This is a genomic window from Mucilaginibacter sp. SMC90 (assembly GCF_022811725.1).
Taxonomy (GTDB): Bacteria; Bacteroidota; Bacteroidia; order Sphingobacteriales; family Sphingobacteriaceae; genus Mucilaginibacter.
This window is the reverse complement of the sequence record NZ_CP094527.1, coordinates 7,580,115-7,598,865: the sequence shown is the minus strand read 5'-3', so window position 1 is coordinate 7,598,865 and position 18,751 is coordinate 7,580,115. Positions and strand designations below refer to the sequence as shown.

The 18,751-nt window shown below is 43.6% G+C and carries 15 protein-coding genes; 8 read left to right on the top strand and 7 right to left on the bottom strand.

The genetic code is table 11. The features are described 5' to 3' along the window. Positions 1–280: 280 nt before the first annotated feature. On the top strand, positions 281–2,620 hold the full coding sequence (locus MTO98_RS31765; protein WP_243483438.1) for a TIM-barrel domain-containing protein: 2,340 nt from the start codon (positions 281–283) through the stop codon (positions 2,618–2,620). 160 nt (positions 2,621–2,780) lie between these two features. On the opposite strand, the gene MTO98_RS31760 is transcribed toward MTO98_RS31765, so the two are convergent. From MTO98_RS31760 to MTO98_RS31745, 4 genes are all read right to left on the bottom strand, one after another. Next, positions 2,781–3,554 carry a TerC family protein gene (locus tag MTO98_RS31760; RefSeq protein ID WP_243483436.1) on the bottom strand — a complete coding sequence of 258 codons (774 nt, stop codon included), beginning with the start codon at positions 3,552–3,554 and terminating at the stop codon, positions 2,781–2,783. Between the two features lie 90 nt (positions 3,555–3,644). Next, positions 3,645–5,480, bottom strand: coding sequence for a glutamine--fructose-6-phosphate transaminase (isomerizing) (gene glmS / locus MTO98_RS31755; protein WP_243483434.1), 1,836 nt, complete (start codon positions 5,478–5,480; stop codon positions 3,645–3,647). 190 nt (positions 5,481–5,670) lie between these two features. Then, positions 5,671–7,023, bottom strand: coding sequence for a DUF4270 family protein (locus MTO98_RS31750; protein WP_243483432.1), 1,353 nt, complete (start codon positions 7,021–7,023; stop codon positions 5,671–5,673). Between the two features lie 66 nt (positions 7,024–7,089). Further along, positions 7,090–7,914: a glycogen/starch synthase gene (locus MTO98_RS31745; protein ID WP_243483430.1), complete on the bottom strand. Its 825-nt coding sequence runs from the start codon at positions 7,912–7,914 to the stop codon at positions 7,090–7,092. Positions 7,915–8,067: 153 nt separating this feature from the next. Here MTO98_RS31745 and panC point away from each other — a divergent pair, with 153 nt between their 5' ends. Together panC and panD are read left to right on the top strand one after the other, a co-directional pair. After that, positions 8,068–8,898: a pantoate--beta-alanine ligase gene (gene panC, locus MTO98_RS31740; protein WP_243483429.1), complete on the top strand. Its 831-nt coding sequence runs from the start codon at positions 8,068–8,070 to the stop codon at positions 8,896–8,898. Between the two features lie 161 nt (positions 8,899–9,059). Beyond that, entirely contained in the window at positions 9,060–9,410 is a 351-nt protein-coding gene (gene panD / locus MTO98_RS31735; protein ID WP_091219893.1) for an aspartate 1-decarboxylase, read from the top strand. A 25-nt stretch (positions 9,411–9,435) separates the two neighbouring features. Here the strand turns inward: panD and MTO98_RS31730 are convergent, their stop codons facing one another. Next, a complete protein-coding gene (locus MTO98_RS31730; protein ID WP_243483426.1) occupies positions 9,436–9,963 on the bottom strand; it encodes a hypothetical protein in 528 nt (175 codons plus the stop codon). A 334-nt stretch (positions 9,964–10,297) separates the two neighbouring features. Here MTO98_RS31730 and carB point away from each other — a divergent pair, with 334 nt between their 5' ends. The 3 genes from carB to MTO98_RS31715 all read left to right on the top strand — a co-directional run bounded on the left by carB (position 10,298) and on the right by MTO98_RS31715 (position 14,382). Beyond that, positions 10,298–13,114, top strand: a complete 2,817-nt coding sequence (carB, locus tag MTO98_RS31725) for a carbamoyl-phosphate synthase large subunit (RefSeq protein WP_243483425.1) — start codon at positions 10,298–10,300, stop codon at positions 13,112–13,114. A 99-nt stretch (positions 13,115–13,213) separates the two neighbouring features. Then, the gene (locus tag MTO98_RS31720; protein WP_243483423.1) at positions 13,214–13,861 is read left to right on the top strand and encodes a hypothetical protein; all 648 of its coding nucleotides are present in this window, start codon (positions 13,214–13,216) and stop codon (positions 13,859–13,861) included. 59 nt (positions 13,862–13,920) lie between these two features. After that, on the top strand, positions 13,921–14,382 hold the full coding sequence (locus MTO98_RS31715; protein ID WP_243483421.1) for a hypothetical protein: 462 nt from the start codon (positions 13,921–13,923) through the stop codon (positions 14,380–14,382). A 2-nt stretch (positions 14,383–14,384) separates the two neighbouring features. Here MTO98_RS31715 and MTO98_RS31710 read toward each other — a convergent pair whose 3' ends face one another. Beyond that, positions 14,385–14,849: a DUF4920 domain-containing protein gene (locus MTO98_RS31710; RefSeq protein ID WP_243483418.1), complete on the bottom strand. Its 465-nt coding sequence runs from the start codon at positions 14,847–14,849 to the stop codon at positions 14,385–14,387. Positions 14,850–15,066: 217 nt separating this feature from the next. On the opposite strand from MTO98_RS31710, the gene MTO98_RS31705 reads away from it, so the two are divergent. Both MTO98_RS31705 and MTO98_RS31700 read left to right on the top strand, forming a co-directional pair. Next, on the top strand, positions 15,067–16,440 hold the full coding sequence (locus MTO98_RS31705) for a hypothetical protein (RefSeq protein ID WP_243483416.1): 1,374 nt from the start codon (positions 15,067–15,069) through the stop codon (positions 16,438–16,440). Between the two features lie 175 nt (positions 16,441–16,615). Beyond that, positions 16,616–16,999 (top strand): VOC family protein, encoded by a 384-nt coding sequence (locus MTO98_RS31700; protein ID WP_243483415.1) that lies wholly within the window; start codon positions 16,616–16,618, stop codon positions 16,997–16,999. A 198-nt stretch (positions 17,000–17,197) separates the two neighbouring features. On the opposite strand, the gene MTO98_RS31695 is transcribed toward MTO98_RS31700, so the two are convergent. Further along, positions 17,198–18,730 (bottom strand): serine hydrolase, encoded by a 1,533-nt coding sequence (locus MTO98_RS31695; RefSeq protein ID WP_243483412.1) that lies wholly within the window; start codon positions 18,728–18,730, stop codon positions 17,198–17,200. Positions 18,731–18,751: the final 21 nt, after the last annotated feature.

Here is an 18,751-nt window from a genome sequence, read left to right as displayed (position 1 = left end):
GCAGATACCTGTAAAACCTGCAGGCGTATGGCCCGGCCGCAGGTAATGCACTGATGATCAGCAATGGCCTTCAGTATTCACACCTGATTTCTATCATGAATTGCTGAAAAAAGATTATTCCAATTAAAAAAAGTACAGTATATTCACTGTGTCTAATTGGGTGTTAATCTCACACTCAATATAAACCAAATCCGTGATAGTCATGACGTTTAAACAATTATCTCACAAAAGCTCAATAGTAAAGCAATCGATTGCGTTAGCCATTTTGCTTATATCCGGTATGGCAACTATGCCGGCTATGGCAGTTATCAAATCATTTAAGAAGGCCGCCGACGGCGTTACTTTTACGCTCGATAAGGGGCTGATGAAAGTGCTCATTCGCAAGGATGATATTATCGAAGTTAAATACACCATATTTGATGCTTTTGAAAACAAGACATCGCTCGTGGTCAACAATAAATGGCTGCAACATCCGGTTTACCAGGTTTCGGATAGTAAAACCACGGTGGTTATTACAACCGCAAAGCTGAAAATTAAACTGAATAAAGCTACAAATGCAATCACCTACACTGATTTGAAAGGTAATGTGATCACTGCAGAAGACAGTGAAAATAAATCTATGGTTCCGGCTACTATTGCAGGAATCAATACCTATAACGTTACTACGCAATTTACGTCGCCAAAGGATGAGGCTTTATTTGGTTTGGGCTGTCACCCGTTGGATTCTATGTCTATCAATTACAAAGGCCGTAACCAGGACCTCGCTATAAAATATCTTACCGGCGCTATTCCTGTGCTGTTGTCAACCAAAGGCTATGGCTTAATGTGGGACAATTATTCGGCCAGTAATTTTTATGGCGCAGAGGCCGACAATACCAAATTCAAATACGTATCTGAAAGCGGTAAACAGGTTGACTACTTCTTTTTCTACGGGCCAAGTTTTGATCATATTATCGATCTGTACCGTACCGCTACAGGTAAAGCACCGATGTTTGGTAAATGGGCTTATGGCTTGTTTCAATCGCAGGACAGGTACATGAGTGAGGATGAAATCCTGACAGTAAAAGATAATTACCGCAATAACCATATTCCGGTGGATGTGATTGTGCAGGACTGGTACTATTGGGACCCTTTGCCAATAGGCTCGCATGTGATGAAACCGGAGCGTTACCCGCATCCGCAACAATTAGTTGATGCTTTGCACCAGGCAAACATTCATGCGATGATCTCCATTTGGCCGGTGTTTGGAAAAGGTACACCTAACTATGATGCACTGGACAAAATGGGCGGCTTAACCGATATCACCTGGGACAACGTGGTTACCCATACATTTGATACTTATTACGATGCCCACAACCCTAAAGCTCGGGAACTTTACTGGGACCAGGCACGCGACAGCCTCATTAAGCGTTATGGCTGGGATGCCTGGTGGATTGACCAGTGCGAGCCCGACAACGGTGCTTTACTTGACGCCCGTCGTCAAAGTAATTTTGCCATTGGTAAAGGCATTGACTACTTCAATACATACTCATTGCAGCATACCAAAGGTGTATACGAAGGCTGGCGAAGGGATATCCCAGGCAAGCGGGCTTTCTTTTTGGTAAGGCAGTCGTTTGCGGGCGAACAGCGTAATGCATCTACATTATGGTCGAGCGATATTGAATGTACTTTTCATGATTTTAAAGATCAGGTACCGCAAGGCATTAATGCGTGTACATCGGGAATTCCTTACTGGACATCAGATATTGGCGGTTATCATTATCACTGGAAACCTGCTGATTGGTCGCAGCCTGACAAACGCGAGCTATTTACCCGCTGGTTCCAGTTCGGTACGTTTTGCCCTATCTTCAGGATCCACGGAAAAGGTGAACGTGCCATCTTTAGCAAAAACTGGGATGAGGATACGAGGTCGATCCTGTTGAATTTTGATAAGCTTCGGTACCGCCTGATGCCATACATTTATTCATTAGCTGGTAGTGTTACCAACGATAATTACACTATTATGCGTTCACTGGCTTTTGATTATCGCAATGACGCTAAAGTTTACGGCATCCCTGATCAATACATGTTTGGCCCTGCTTTTATGGTAAATCCGGTTACCGAACAACTGTATACATCATCAGATGCCGACAGGAAAGCCAAAGCGCGCCAGGTTTACCTGCCTGCCGCCAGCAAATGGTATAACTTTTGGACAGGTGAATTACTTGACGGTGGCCAAACCATCAGTGCTGCTGCACCTATCGAGATCTTGCCACTTTATGTAAAAGCAGGCTCAATTATACCAATGGGGCCGGATGTTGAATACGCAACCGAAAAGCCAAACAGCAATATCGAACTGCGTATTTACCCAGGTGCCGACGCCTCATTCAAGTTTTACGAGGATGAGAACGATAACTATAACTATGAAAAAGGGCAGTCAGCTACGTTTACACTAAACTGGAATGATAAAACACATAAACTAAGCATTTCGGATACCAAAGGCCATTTCCCGGGTCAGTTAAAGAACCGCACGTTTAATGTGGTATTGGTTAAAGGCGCACATGGTTCGGATGTGGCTTTAACGGCTAAGGCTGATAAGGTGGTTAAGTATAGCGGGAAAGCGGTGGCGGTAGCCCTTTAATGGCCATTTGAATAATTGGGTCATTAGCTTAATTTATTGGCCAACAATTTATAGACCGTCATTGCGAGGAACGAAGCAATCCCCAATAAGCAGATCCGATCTGTATAGTTCGCGATTGCTTCGTACCTCGCAATGACGGTTTTTTTATAGCTTATATTTTTTAATTCCTTTTGCTCACCACTTTCTTACCCTTATTCGCTTTCATTTTTAAATTTAGCATCTCTACCAAAACAGAGAAAGCCATAGCGAAATAGATATACCCTTTAGGGATATGCTGTTCAAAGGCTTCGGCCAATAGCGAAACACCTATCAGTAATAAGAACGATAGCGCCAGCATTTTTACCGTTGGATGCTTGTTTACAAATGATGCTACGCCGTTTGAGGCCCACATCATAATGCCAACGGCGATAACAACTGCCAGGATCATGATCTCTACATGGCTCGCCATCCCTACGGCAGTGATCACCGAATCGAGCGAGAAAACGATATCCAGCAGCATGATCTGCAATATGGTACCCCAAAACGAGTGCTTTTTAACGGAGCCTTCATTTTCTTCGTCGCCTTCTATTTTATGATGGATTTCGGCGGTGCTTTTATAAATCAAGAACAGTCCGCCAATAATGAGGATAAGATCCCTGCCCGAGATAGCCAGTTTTTCAACCCAACCGGCATCGGTAATGCTAAAAATGGAGGACAGGTTAAACAAAGGGGCAGTAAGCGTCATTACCCAGCTGATAGATAGCAGCAGCAGTATACGGGTGATCATGGCCATGCCCAATCCTATCCGCCGGCCGCGGCTTTGTTGATTGGCCGGGAGTTTATCAGATAGAATGGAGATAAACACAATATTATCGATACCTAAAACGATCTCTAACAGGGTAAGTGTTATAAGCGAGACCCAGGATTCGGCTTGTTCAAAAATTTCAAAACTCATAGGTGCAGGTATTTGTTTTCCCCAAAAATAGCAAAACCCCTGCCGTTGCGGGCAGGGGTTCGTAAAAATAGATTTTCGCGTCGAAAATGCTTATTCAACCGTAACCGACTTTGCCAGGTTACGTGGCTGATCAACATTACAACCGCGCATAACCGCTATATGATAAGCCAGCAATTGCAGCGGGATAGTTGCAACCAGCGGTACAAATGCTTCGTTAGTTTGCGGAATCTCAATCACATAATCGGCCATGCCTTTCACTTCGGTATCGCCTTCGGTAACAATGGCAATTACGTGCCCCTTTCGCGCCTTCACTTCCTGGATATTGCTGATCACTTTTTCGTACGATGAATGTTTGGTTGCGATGAACACTACCGGCATTTCATCGTCAATTAAAGCGATAGGGCCGTGTTTCATTTCAGCAGCCGGATAGCCTTCCGCGTGTATGTATGAGATCTCCTTGAGCTTTAAAGCGCCTTCCAGTGCCACCGGGAAGGAACTACCTCTACCCAGGAACAAACAATTGGTCGAATCTTTAAAGCGTGCTGCAATTTCCTTGATATGATCATTAGTTTTCAAGGCTTCCTGTACCAGGTTCGGAATTTCATTTAAGCCGGTTAAATATTCAACCATTTTGCTTTGGGTAATTTTACCGCGCTGCTGGGCTATGTAAAATGCAATCAGCGTCAATACGCTTACCTGGGCAGTAAAGGCCTTGGTTGATGCAACACCAATCTCAGGGCCGGCATGGGTATAAACACCGGCATGGGTTAAACGAGGGATTGACGCACCAACCACATTACAAATACCGAAGATGGTAGCGCCTTTTTCCTTAGCTAATTCAATGGCTGCCATAGTATCGGCAGTTTCACCCGATTGGGATATAGCTATTACCAGGTCTTTTTCTGTAATGATAGGGTTGCGGTACCTGAACTCGGAGGCATATTCTACTTCTACCGGTACGCGTGCGTATTCCTCAATTAAATATTCGCCTACAAGGCCTGCATGCCAGGAGGTACCACAGGCCACAATAATGATCCTGTCCACGTTTTTAAGCTTCTCGGTATATTCCTTTATACCACCCAACTGAACTTTGCCCTGCTGCGGGTAAATACGGCCGCGCAGGCAATCGCGGATAGAACGGGGCTGCTCATAGATCTCCTTCATCATGAAATGATCGTAGCCGCCTTTTTCCAGCATTTCGAGCTTTAAATCGAGCTCCTGGATATAGGGTGTTTGTACCGAGTTGTCGATATTTTTTACCAACAGGCTGTCGCGATGTACGTAGGCAATTTCGTTATCGTTAAGATAGATCACGTTTTTGGTGTACTCCACAATAGGTGTAGCATCTGATGCTATGAAGTATTCACCTTTACCTACACCAATCACCATTGGGCTGCCTTTACGGGCTGCAATCAGCATATCGGGCTCATCGGCACTCATGATCACAATAGCATAGGCACCTATTACCTTATTTAAAGCTACACGTACGGCATCTTTCAAATCAAGGCCGGTTGCATTTTGAATATCTTCAATAAGGTGTATTAAAACCTCGGTATCAGTATCGCTTTTAAAAACATGGCCTTTTGCTATAAGGGTTTCTTTGATCACCCCATAGTTTTCGATAATGCCGTTATGGATGATGGTGAGTTTCCGGTTGCCTGACGAGTGCGGGTGCGAGTTACGGTCACTCGGTTCGCCGTGGGTTGCCCAGCGGGTGTGCCCCATGCCAACTGATCCTTTAAGGTCGACGCCCTTTACAAAGTTTTCGAGGTCTTCAACCTTCCCAGCCTTTTTATAAACCTTAAGGTCGTGATCAAGCAGGGCAACACCGGCGCTGTCATAGCCCCGGTATTCGAGCCTGTGCAGCCCTTTTATAACGATGGGATAAGCGTCCCTAAATCCTATATAACCAACAATTCCACACATAAAATAATCAAGTATAAATGTTAAACGCTGCAAAATAAACAGCTATATAACACATATCGGCAATAATTATTTTGATTTTTTTTGAAAAAGAGGAAGTTTCTAAATACTTAAAAAAGTATTTTAAGAAGTGAGTTTTCCTTAAATAAAAAATCCCCTAAGCGGGGATTCTTTATGGTTATTAAGGGATATCTTACTTACGGATTTTGGTGTAAATGATATTCATACGGATGCTATAACCCGGAGTTGCTTTATCGCTACCGACTATTACGGCACGTGCGGCAGTTTGTGTTGTTGGTGCCACATCAATACCTGTTGTGGTATTAATAAGGGTGGTATCAACCGGGGCAATATAAGTACCGTAATCAATTGTTTTTTTACGGATCAGGTCCTGCACGAAAGCGGTAACCAGGAAATGATATTCTTTTTTGGTACGGTCATAACGGCCGCCAAATAAGCTTGTTTGCGAACGTGGGTCGCTTCCGTTAGCATCCTGTATCAACGCCCTTTGTTTGGCCACATCCAGTTTGTACATGGTTAGTTTAGGCAAAGGAGCATAAGGTACGCCCGATCCTGCGCGCGGGGTTATCACAATTTCGGCACGGTTTAAAACTACTGATGAGTCAACAAGTTTATCCAGGCCAGGGAAACTAAGTTTGGCCCTTAAGCCCGCAAGGCCCTGGAGGTAAACCGTATTTTGCGATGTTGTTGTATTATTAAGCGCAGCCTGAACGGTTGTACTGTAAGTATGCGTGACTTCGGCCGCTCGGTTAAAGAATGGCAGCGTTACAGATGCCGTATCTATAGTACTCGTTGTTGTACTGGTAGCAGCGGTAACAACCTTGTAAAATACATCAATTTGTGATGCGCCAAGGTCAAGTTGTAAAATACCGCCTGGATCGCTGGCTTGTGCCTTTTCCAATGAAAGATAGAGGCCTTTCACAGTGCTTTGAAACGTTGTTGGCGATGCAAGTATTGTACCGCTTGCATTAAACAGGTTGTTATAGATAAAGGCTTTACTAAGTGGTACACGCAGTTGTGGTGCAACACGCTGAACAGTATCTAACGTATCTGTACGGATACGGGTTATAGTTATACTGTCATGCGTACGGGCAGTGAAAGTTTTTGAACCGAGCAAAGCGCTCAGGTCGGCATCCCAGTGGTTGTTGCTGTAATAGGTTTTGTTTTCTATCTTTTTTTGAAGCTGATAAACGTTTATTTTATAACGTGAAGCCAGCGAATCGCCATAAAAGCCATCAGAATACTTAAGCACAAGTACCGCGGAGTCAATTGTCAGCGTACCTGCAGGAACTGTATATGCAGCGCTGTTTGGAAGGTTAACACCTAAAGCAACTATACTTTTTGTTGTGCCGAATACAGGGTCGGAAAAATTGGCAAGCGGTGTCCTGGTCATACCGGATGTGGCCGCTGTATCATCAAGAACGGTATTGATAACAATGTTGGTATCAACTATCAGGCTGCCATTGATCTCGTTTTGATCATTGACGCCCAAACCAATACCATCCTGGCGTTTACAACTATTCAAAATAAAAAGACTTATTAACAGGGTCAATAAGTCTAATCGGAAAAATTTCATATATAATATTAAGTCTTATGCAACATCCACCAATTCGTCGTTGGTAATTTCGTCGTAAAAATTGTAATAATTTTCGAAATCTGCGGTAGAATCAAATTCTAAAACCGATTTATTGCTGTTTTTAACATTATTTAACACATCTGCATCAATATCAGGGCTGCCTAAAACAATGCCGTCTGAGTAGTGAATTGCACCTGCGTATAACGCTGAATTAGTGCCGCCTTTGTAAGGTTCCACATGTTTCTCATTCATGTTGCTCATAATGGCTTTTGTAGTGAAGTCATTATGTAATTTCTCTTTAAAATCATTTTCGTAAATAGAGTAAATGATTTTAGAGTGCTTAAATGTAGGATCGTCTTTGTAAGTTGTTTTCAGATAAGCCGGTACAAGGGCGCTCATCCAGCCATGGCAATGGATAACATCCGGTGCCCAGCCTAATTTTTTAACAGTTTCCAACGCGCCTTTGCAAAAGAAAATCATGCGCTCGTCATTGTCGGCGTAAAATTTACCGTCTTTGTCTGCAAATACATGTTTACGCTGAAAATATTCTTCATTATCCAAAAAATACACCTGCATACGCGCCGCCGGGATAGATGCTACTTTGATGATCAGCGGGTTATCATTATCGTCGATAATAATATTCATACCTGATAACCGGATCACTTCATGAAGTCTGTTCCTGCGCTCATTGATGTTGCCGAAACGCGGCATAAGGATACGGATTTCGTAACCTTTCTCCTGCATAGCCTGCGGAAGTTGGCGTGTTATTTCAGCAATTTTTGTGAGTTCAAGGAAAGGGGACATTTCATGAGTTATAAACAAAAGCTTAGATTTACCCATCACTAAATCAGTATTTAAAATGTAAAGAAGTCAAAAAATTTGAGTTTGCAAATATAACTAATATTATATAAACTGCCAACGAATTATGCAAGTAACTTTTGGTTATTTTTAAGCAATTGTACACCTTTGCCAAATTTTGTAACACCTATTACGTTGAAAATATTCAGTACTAAAAATGAGATAACAGATTATTTTAACCGTAAGCCGGTAAAAGTAATTGGCTTTGTACCTACCATGGGGGCACTGCATAAAGGGCACCTGGGTTTAATTGAACTGGCAAAGCAGCAAAGCACCCAGGTTGTTTGCAGTATCTTCGTAAATCCTACCCAGTTTAATGATCCTAAAGACCTTGAGAAATACCCCCGCCCTATAACAGATGATATCCGCCGGCTTGAAGAGGTTAACTGCGATATTTTGTTTAATCCGCAGGTTACGGAGATGTATGCTGATAATGAGAAATGGCATTTTGATATGGGAGATCTGGAACACTTGCTTGAAGGTAAATTCAGGCCGGGGCATTACCAGGGGGTTACACAGGTGGTAAATAAGCTGTTCAATATAGTAAAGCCGGATATTGCCTTTTTTGGTCAGAAGGATTATCAACAGGTTATGGTGATCAGCAAAATGGTCGACGCATTGAAGATGCCTGTTAAGATCGTGATGTGCCCCATTGAGCGTGAGCCCGACGGCCTGGCCATGAGCTCAAGAAACATCCACCTTACGCCGTACGATAGAGAACATTCGCTAATTCTTTCCAGGGCCCTTAACTGGGTTAAGGAACACTTTGATATTAATAAAATTGACACGCTGCAGCAGCAGGCAGCTCAAATGATAAGTAATGAGCCAGGCGTTGAGCTGGAGTACTTTGAAATAGCCGACGGCAAAACGCTGCACCCGGCTACTCCCGAGTCTGAAAGTATTGTTGCCCTTGTTGCCGCACGTGTAGGTAAAACAAGGTTAATTGATAATGTGTTAATTGGTTAGCCAATGGTTCATAGATCATAGTTTGTGGTTTGGGCCTGGTTTTTGTTCGGCTTTGAGCTGTAACTGCTTAATTTCCATTTAACTGTAAACTTAATGCCATGAACCATGAACCATCAACTATGAACTTGTTCGCATGACCTATTTATTCCTAACTTTGCGCCATGATAATTGAAATATTAAAGTCCAAAATTCACCGGGTTAAGGTAACGCAGGCGGAGCTGAATTATGTGGGCAGTATCACTATTGATGAAGACCTGATTGAGGCGGCAGATATCATCCCCAACGAGAAGGTTCAGATAGTGAACAATAACAATGGTGCTCGTTTTGAAACCTATGTTATCAAAGGCGAGCGCGGAACAGGTACGATATGCCTTAACGGATCGGCTGCCCGCCTGGCACAGGTAGGCGATATTGTGATCATTATGTCATACGCATATATGGAGAGAGAAGAAGCCCGTAATTACCAGCCTATTTTGGTATTCCCCGATTCGGATAACAAACTAATAAAATAATTTTTTATGGCATTATCCGGCAAGCTTAGTTTGTTGGATGTGACCCTATTCCCAACGATACTTTCAGGCTTACATCGGTAGCTGCTGCTTTTCTTAGTCGGTAGGCTACCCTTATGCGCACACTTGGCTGCCGTACAAGCTCATCTAAAAAGTGCGAGTTGTCAATATCCAATACAATGCTGTTACCGGCGCCGGATTGGATATCTTTGCGGATAGCTACCATTACTTCTTCGCTGCCATCGTTTTTAGCCATGTATACCCTCAATGATGCGATATTGCCGATATTATAATCAGATGGATCGCTCGACTGTAGTTTGGCTGATATGATACGCACCTCGCTTATCCTGCTGGCGTTATTGCCATCTTTAGTAAAATCCTGATCAAAACTGTTGCCCGTACTGATAGCGTTTTGCGCTTCATCAACCTTGGCCGATGCAGGGATTACCATAGTGGCTGTATACGGAAAAGTTGATTTAACAACTGATTGCAGCATGGCGCAGCTGCCCAAAAATAAAATAGCCGCAAGCATTGGAAAAACAGGCTTCTTTATCATAGTTCTTAAATATATAAAGTATTTGCGAACTGACGCAATTACAGGTTTAATTGGGATTTTTACAGCTACGGCTGTACGTAAATATAGTGAGATTTTACGAAAGTTACAGGTCTATTGTTTTATGAAAAAGTGCCTTAAAACTTAATTAAAGCGGGATACGATTGCTGCTATGTTAAATCTGAAAAAAAACATGGACAGTGTTTGTTAAAAGTCTATCTTTGCACCCCGACGCTGAAGTCGGGATTTCTTGGCTTTCAGCGCATAGGAAAAACCGTTTAAAGGCTTAACTGTCTTTAACTTTTGACTTAGAACTTTTGAATTAAAAAAAAGCCCTATGCCCAAAGACACCTCCATCAAATCCGTTCTGATTATCGGCTCAGGCCCAATCATCATCGGCCAGGCTTGCGAATTTGATTACGCCGGCTCTCAAGCCGCTCTTTCCCTTAAAGACGAAGGTATTACCGTTTCCATTATTAACAGCAATCCGGCTACAATCATGACGGATAAAGTTATTGGCGACCATGTGTACCTGCTGCCGCTAACCTGCGAAAGCATCGAGAAAATTTTAACCGAGCAAAAAATTGACGCCGTACTACCTACCATGGGTGGCCAAACCGCGCTTAACCTTTGTATTGAGGCAGCCGAACGCGGAATTTGGGAAAAGTTTGGTGTTAAGATTGTAGGGGTTGATATCGCTGCTATCGAAAAAACAGAGAACCGCGAAGCTTTCCGCCAGCTGATGGTTGACATTGGCGTAGGTGTGGCAAAATCAAAAATTGCCAACTCTTTTCTGGAAGGTAAAGAAGCAGCACAGGAAATCGGTTTCCCGCTGGTTATCCGCCCAAGTTATACTTTAGGTGGTAAAGGCGCAGGCTTTGTACACAAAAAAGAAGAATTTGATGCCGCTTTAAGCCGTGGCTTGCAGGCATCACCAACCCATGAGGTTTTGGTTGAACAGGCCGTGCTGGGCTGGAAAGAATACGAGCTGGAGTTATTGCGCGACAGTAATGATAACGTAATCATCATCTGCTCTATCGAAAACTTCGATCCGATGGGTATCCACACCGGCGACTCGATCACCGTAGCCCCGGCTATGACCCTGAGCGACCGCTGCTACCAGGAAATGCGTAACCAGGCTATTAAAATGATGCGTGCCATCGGTAACTTTGCCGGCGGTTGTAACGTGCAGTTTTCGGTTAATCCTGCCGATGAATCAATCATCGCCATTGAAATTAACCCACGCGTTTCGCGCTCATCAGCACTGGCGTCAAAAGCAACAGGTTACCCAATCGCTAAAATTGCTGCCAAGCTTGCTATAGGTTACAACCTTGACGAAATTGAAAACCAGATCACCAAAACCACTTCGGCTTACTTTGAGCCTACTTTGGATTACGTGATCGTTAAAATACCTCGCTGGAACTTTGATAAGTTCAAAGGCGCTAATAAAGAACTTGGCCTGCAAATGAAATCAGTAGGTGAAGTGATGGGCATTGGCCGCAGCTTTATTGAAGCATTGCAAAAAGCTTGTCAGAGTTTGGAGATCGGTCGCGCCGGCTTAGGTGCCGACGGTCGCCAGAGCCGCAACCTTGAAGAGATCATGCACAGCCTGGAGCATCCAAGCTGGGACAGGTTGTTCCACATCTACGACGCTATGAGCCTGGGTGTGCCAATCGAGTCTATCCGCAAGGCAACCAAGATCGACCGCTGGTTCCTGAACCAGATCCAGGACCTGATCAACCTTGAAACTGAGCTGCGCCGCTACAGCCTTAACAATATTCCCGAAGAGTTTTTCTTCACCCTTAAACAAAAAGGATTTTCAGACGTACAGATAGCTCACATTTTGGGCAATGTAACCGAGGAAGATGTTTACCAGCGCCGCAAAGCCCTGGGCATGACCCGCGTTTACAAAATGGTTGATACCTGTGCTGCCGAGTTTCCTGCAAAAACACCGTACTATTACTCAACCTACGAAGGTGAGAACGAATCGGTATCATCCGACAGGAAGAAGATCATTGTATTAGGATCGGGCCCTAACCGCATTGGCCAGGGTATTGAGTTTGATTACAGCTGCGTGCATGGTTTGCTTGCTGCTAAAGAGGCCGGTTTTGAAGCCATCATGGTTAACTGTAACCCTGAAACGGTATCAACCGACTTTAACATGGCCGACAAGCTGTACTTTGAGCCGGTTTACTGGGAGCACGTACGCGAGATCATCGAGCTTGAAAAACCTTACGGTGTAATTGTTCAGCTGGGTGGTCAAACTGCGCTTAAAATGGCTGAGAAAATGCACGAGCACGGTATCCGCATCATTGGTACTTCATTCAATGATATGGACATTGCCGAAGACCGCGGCCGTTTCTCGGATCTGTTGAAAGAGCTTGATATTCCATATCCTAAATACGGTGTTGCCGAAAGTGCTGAAGAGGCACTTGAAGTTGCCCACAAAGTTGGCTACCCTGTACTGGTAAGGCCAAGTTACGTATTAGGTGGCCAGGGCATGAGCATTGTGATCAATGATGAAGACCTGGAGAAAGCAGTAGTGAGCCTGTTGCGTAATCTGCCTGGTAACCGCGTACTGATCGACCACTTCCTTGATCGTGCTGCCGAGGCCGAGTCAGACTCGATCAGCGATGGCGAGGATGTGCACATTGTAGGTATGATGGAGCACATTGAGCCAGCCGGGATCCACTCAGGCGACTCATATGCTGTACTGCCTCCGTTTGATCTGTCGGACAATGTGATCAGCCAGATTGAAGAATATACTAAAAAAATTGCCAAAGCCCTTAACGTGCGCGGCTTACTTAATATCCAGTTTGCGGTTAAGGATGATAAAGTTTATGTGATAGAGGCTAACCCGCGTGCTTCACGTACTGTGCCTTTCATTGCCAAAGCTTATGACGTACCTTATATCAACATTGCTGCTAAAGTAATGCTTGGCGTAAATAAACTGAGCGACTTTACTATCGAGCGCAAACTATGGGGTTATGCCATCAAAGAACCGATATTCTCGCACGATAAATTCCCGGAAGTTACTAAAGAGCTCGGTCCGGAAATGAAATCGACCGGTGAGGCTATCCGCTTCATCCCTAACTTGCAGGATCCGTACTTCAGGAATTTGTACAAAGAGAAATCGATGTATTTAAGCAGATAATTAAAACATTAAATTGCAGCCTTTGTAGTTTAATTGTTAATAACGTGAACCTGCAACCCTAATTGCAGGTTCACTATTGTTGTATATAGTTACTATAGATTGAAAGTTAATTCGGCTAATGGTCAGGAAATCAACCTGAAGAGTGTTGATCCTGGAGATATGGGTGGTGTTTTAATGAAAATTGAAAAATCATTTAACATCAGTTTAAACGATACATCAGTTAATGATGTTCAGAATTTTGGTAAACTTTGCGACGTTGTAGTTGAAAAAGTAAAGAAAACAAACGATGGCTGTACCACACAGCAGGCATTTTACAAACTCCGTAATGCCATCAATGCATCGGCAGGGCATGATAAGGATATCATAAAGCCCCAAACCAAACTTGCTGATCTTTTTCCGCGCGACAGCCGTATTGAGGCTGTGGCTGCTATTGAAGAGGAAATGGGCTTTAATATCAGCCTGCTTCAACCCAAGCAATGGATAGTTAACCTGTTTTCGATGATATTGGTAGTTAGCTTTGTTTTGGCTTTTTATTACCTGGCTATAGGTATTGCCGGAATGGTGATAGCTGGTATTGGCTTAAAACTGGCCGGACGCTTTGGTAAAGAGATGCATGTGAAAACAATCGGCGATCTGGCCGAAAAAATTGCCCGTGAGCATTACATGAAATGTAAACGCGAAGCATCTGCAGTAAACAAAAACGAAGTATCTGAAAAATTAAGGCAGCTTATTGTAACAAACGCATAGGTATGATAGTTAAGGTTAATGTACACACGTTAACTTTGAACAATTAATTCTATCCTGCTTTGAGAACTACCTTTATCCTGCTTTTTGCCCTGCTACTGTGCGGGGCAGTAAAAGTTCATGCCCAGGCAAAAAATGCTATCGGCCTTGGCTTGGGCCTCAACACCTCCCGCGAAAACAGTAACGGCTTTGGCGCCCTTTTACAGGGCGAAATTAAATTAGCCCCAAAAGTAAGTATTACGCCTTATGTTGGCGGCGAAGTTACTTATGGTGCAATGGCCGGGCTTTCGGGCAGATACTATTTTAATAAGATAATTTATGCATCAGCCGGGGCATTTGGTCATATTGATGGGGATTATCATGGCATAGGCGGTGCCGCCGGTTTGGGCTTTATGCTTTTATCGGCCGGCCATCAGGCACTTGACCTGAATTTTCATGGCGATTATATGAAGAAGGGCGAAAGATCAACACCTGTAGCCGGGTTCAGGCTTATTTATAGCTTTTCATTTACCCGGCTTGAATAGTCTTATTTATCTATCAATAATCCTTTTACTTCAAAACTAATCCGCCGGCCTGGGCTTGTATTTATCTTGTGCTGCTTTTTGCCATTAACAGTATCTCCGGCCATATGCTGCAGGTCGTCGGCAATGAATTGTTTGGCGGCAATTCCCGAAATTATTACCGTACGGCCCGCCAGCTGTTTTGGCAGGTTTATTCCCGCATTGGTAAAGTGGGCAGTAATAACCCGTCTGTTGCCTGCGTCCATTTCAAACCAGCCACCTTTTTCCTGGGTAACCTTGATTACTTTACCGGTAACCGAAGTGGTGATCCGTGTTTTTTTTCCCATAAAGGTTTCCAGCTTTGAAGCCTGCATTAAAGCTACTGTATCGGGCTTTTCGCCAAACACCATACCATGCGGCAACGGCACATGATTTTGTCCGATAGCCGTATTAACAATTAAAAGCGATATAAACAGCGTTATTACTTTCATAGCAAATTAGTAACAGGTATGCGGCAAAAATGTTGATGGCTTTTTGATTAGTTTAAGGAAAGCCAACTTCTTTATTTGTATAGTTTGCGGGCTCCGGCAGGCCTGCTGCCTGTAATAAGTATGTTAATATTTGTTAAAATGTTACTTTAAAGTACTTTGCTACGTATTGATGAGTTAATTTTGCTTACTTTACTACATATAACTTTTAAACTAACTCGTGAAAAAGAGCTTTACTAAAACAATTTTATTTGCCGCGTTTTTATTTGCCATTGCTTTAGCAGGCGCAAGCTGTGGTAAAAGTGGGGATGCTACGCCCGTAACTGTCCCTGATTTAACCACAATGGATGTGGTGACTGCCGAAAGCGGAACAATTGCGTATACAGGCGGCTTATTTAACGGATCAACTGATGTGAGTTTGAGCAGCTATGGTGTTTGTTACAGTTCAACAAGTCAAACTCCTACAGTATCAGACAAAAAAACTACAGATACCTTACTTCAGTTTGCCTACACTACAAAGCTTACCGGTTTAAGCCCTAAAACAACCTATTATGCCCGCGCATATGCAGTAAATAGTGCAGGTACCGGCTATGGTAAGGTGGTGCAGTTTACAACCGGCGATGGCACAGCATCAACCGGTGGTACGGTTAGCACGCTGGCAGGCAATGGAGGTTCCGATTTTATCGATGGTTTAGGTAGTGCTGCTTTTTTTGATAGTCCGCAGGGGATAACCGTTGGTGCTGCCGATGGTAATATTTATGTAGCAGACTCATTTAACAGCGCTATACGTAAAGTTACAACGGCCGGCGATGTTGTTACCTATTCAGGCAACGGCGAAATTGGTTACGTTGATGGCCCAATAGCTACAGCCCAGTTTTATGCGCCGCAAAGCCTCGTTACAGATGCTTCAGGCAATACCTACGTTGCTGATTATGGCAATAATAACATCCGTAAAATTACTCCGGATGGTGTTGTTAGTACTTTTGCGGGTAGTGGCGATGCTGGTTATGCCGATGGTACAGGTACCAAGGCAACCTTTAACAGCCCACGTGGTTTGGCAATAGATGGTTCCGGGAATATTTTTGTTGCCGATTTGGGTAATAACCTCATCCGTAAAATTACCCCGGCAGGCGTTGTTACCACGTTTGCAGGCAGCAGGGGTGCAAGTTACCTGGATAATGCAGTACCAACAAGCGCTACTTTCAACAAACCTAACGGCATAGCCATCGATGCAAATAACAATATATATGTAGCTGAAGCGCTTAACCATGCTATCCGTAAAATTACTCCTGCAGGTGTTGTAACCACATTTGCCGGCGGCAATAAACAAATTGCTCTTCTTGGTGGCCCATCGGCTATAGTATTTGATAAAAGCGGAAACCTGTTTGTAGCCGATCAAAATGGCAGGATCCTTGAAATCACCGCAGCTAAAGTACTTAAAGTAATTGCCGGTAACGGCACTGCCGGTTTTGCGGAAGGTGTTGGTGCCGCAGGTATCTTTAATTCGCCGCAGGGTATTGCGGTTGATGCCAGCAACAATGTTTACGTTGCAGATTATTATAACAACCGTATCCGTAAGATTGTATTGCAGTAAACATTAATAGTTTATATATTATTTTCAGCGCCATAGCAGCTCTCTATTTTGGGGAGATGCTATGGCGCTGATTTTTACAGGGATTTTAGTTGGAACAGGTTTCTTGCAATCGCCTTGATTGAAGTTGTTATACAAAGAGATTATTTCAATATCTTAAAGCCCGATCAACAATATCATGAAAATAAAAGCAAGTTTAGATACAATCATACTTTATGTGCAAAGTGTTGAAACTTTAAAAACATTTTACGTACGGTTATTTAACTTCCCTGTTATAGAGGAATATGGATCTGTATGGGCGTTACTTGATGCCGGAGGCGCAAAAATCGGGCTTCACAAAATTGGCGAGCAATTTTTAAACAAAATCAAGGGTAACTTTAAATTTGATAATAACACCAAGATAGTTTTCGAAATAGATGAAGATATTAACCAGGTAAGGACAGGGCTAATTGCGCAAAACGTACCTATGAGAGAAATTAAAACGTTTGACAATTATGAATTTTGGCTGTGCGACGGAGAAGATCCCGAGGGGAACGTTTTTCAACTAAAGCAAAGGAAATAACATCTGCTTTATAATGAATAAAATATAGCAGATACTGAGACCAAAATGACCATAAGTGAACCTTCCAATATGAGTTACAAATTGGTAAGCTACTTTTGAAGGTAAATCCGCACCTGCCTTGTTACACCGGTTCAATGTTTCTGTGTATTAAGGCCTGGCGGATTCTGATATTTAAAAAGAATCAGGAAATTCTCATTCCTAATTCTTTTTAAAATCATACGCACCCCGTTCTACAAAATCAGCCACTTTTACGCGTACCCCTGTTACCTCGCCGTTTTGTACAGTAAACGGGAACACCGCTTTACCAAGGGTTGGGTCAGAAAAGGTTACATAAAAGCGGTTGCCGCCAAGAGGCTTTAACAAAGCATACATTTTGGGGTGGTGCTCAAAGCGCATTTCGAGATTGTTGCCCTCGCCCTGGGTAACCTCCATGCTTCCGTAAAAATCGTTGCTGTATTTGCCGGTGTATTTGTTTGGCAGCAACATTGGTTTAAGGTTTAGCAAAACGGAGTCTTTCAGTTTTTTATCTTCGGCCCGTTCGGTTGCTGTAGCGGCACTGTATAATTTAAAATACCCATCGCTGTAATTGCGGAAAGGCTGTTTAAAATAAGCATCTAAAATATCCCAGCGCAGGGCCTCAAATAACTCGTTCTGATCGGTATTGGTTAATATCACAATGCCCAGGTTATCCTGCGGAGAAAGCGTTACTGATGAGAGGTAGCCGTTAACCCCGCCATCGTGCATAATTAGCCTGTGCCCGGAGTAATCCTGTATAAACCAGCCTAAACCATAAAGCTCAAAGCTGTTTTCGCCGTTTAAATGATGGGTGTTGCCTACAATATCCTGCGGTTGGCGCGTAGCCTGGATAGCCGCTGCCGGGATCACCTGGCGCTGGCCTACCTTGCCATCGTTTAATAAGGCAAGTACCCATTTGCTCATGTCATTTACTGATGAGCTGATGGAGCCGGCAGGGGCAATACCATCTATCTGGCAGTAGGGGATCGGAGTAAGCCTGCCATCAACAATTGTATGCGGTACAGTACGATTGATGGATGTGGGCAGATCCTTGCTTAGGGCCAGGGTATTACCCATACCCAGCGGCGCAAAAATGGCTTCTTTTATGTAGGCTTCCCATGAATGCCCATTGGTAACGCGTGGAATGATCTCGCCGGCTGTTAAAAATGCTGCATTGGTATATCCCCAGCGGGTACGGAACGGATAAGTAGCTTTAAGCTTGCCTAAACGCTGAATCACCTCCTGGCGGGTAAGGTTGGTATTATAAAAAGTGAAATCGCCCTGAAAGGTTCGGAAACCGAGGCGGTGGCAAAGGAGGTCGCGCACTATTACCTGGTCGCTTGCATTCTTGTCTTCCAGTTTAAATTCCGGAATGTATTTGGTTACCTTGTCATCTAACGACAGTTTTTTGTTAGCCTCAAGCATAGCAAGTGCTGTTGCCGTAAAAGCCTTGGTGTTGCTGCCTATCATGAACAGCGTATTTTCATCAACCTTGTTCATAAGGCCAAGCTCTTTAATGCCATAGCCTTTCATGAGCACAACCTTGTTGTCTTTCACAATACAAACAGCTATGCCCGGCACCCGCCAGTTGGTTAAGGCCTTGCTGATATACAGGTCTAAACTATCTTTAATGAACTTGCTCCTATCTGCCCGCTGGGCGTTTACCGATGTGAAAAATAACGTGCAGAGAGTGAGCAATAGAAGTATTTTTTTCATTACAGAGTGTCTTAGATTTCT

Bases quoted from the DNA above. Each gene is read 5' to 3' on its own strand.
- MTO98_RS31765 (WP_243483438.1), top strand. From the start codon at position 281: ATGGCAACTATGCCGGCTATGGCAGTTATCAAATCATTTAAGAAGGCC.
- MTO98_RS31760 (WP_243483436.1), bottom strand. From the start codon at position 3,554: ATGAGTTTTGAAATTTTTGAACAAGCCGAATCCTGGGTCTCGCTTATA.
- glmS (WP_243483434.1), bottom strand. From the start codon at position 5,480: ATGTGTGGAATTGTTGGTTATATAGGATTTAGGGACGCTTATCCCATC.
- MTO98_RS31745 (WP_243483430.1), bottom strand. From the start codon at position 7,914: ATGGGTAAATCTAAGCTTTTGTTTATAACTCATGAAATGTCCCCTTTC.
- panD (WP_091219893.1), top strand. From the start codon at position 9,060: ATGATAATTGAAATATTAAAGTCCAAAATTCACCGGGTTAAGGTAACG.
- MTO98_RS31730 (WP_243483426.1), bottom strand. From the start codon at position 9,963: ATGATAAAGAAGCCTGTTTTTCCAATGCTTGCGGCTATTTTATTTTTG.
- carB (WP_243483425.1), top strand. From the start codon at position 10,298: ATGCCCAAAGACACCTCCATCAAATCCGTTCTGATTATCGGCTCAGGC.
- MTO98_RS31710 (WP_243483418.1), bottom strand. From the start codon at position 14,849: ATGAAAGTAATAACGCTGTTTATATCGCTTTTAATTGTTAATACGGCT.
- MTO98_RS31700 (WP_243483415.1), top strand. From the start codon at position 16,616: ATGAAAATAAAAGCAAGTTTAGATACAATCATACTTTATGTGCAAAGT.
- MTO98_RS31695 (WP_243483412.1), bottom strand. From the start codon at position 18,730: ATGAAAAAAATACTTCTATTGCTCACTCTCTGCACGTTATTTTTCACA.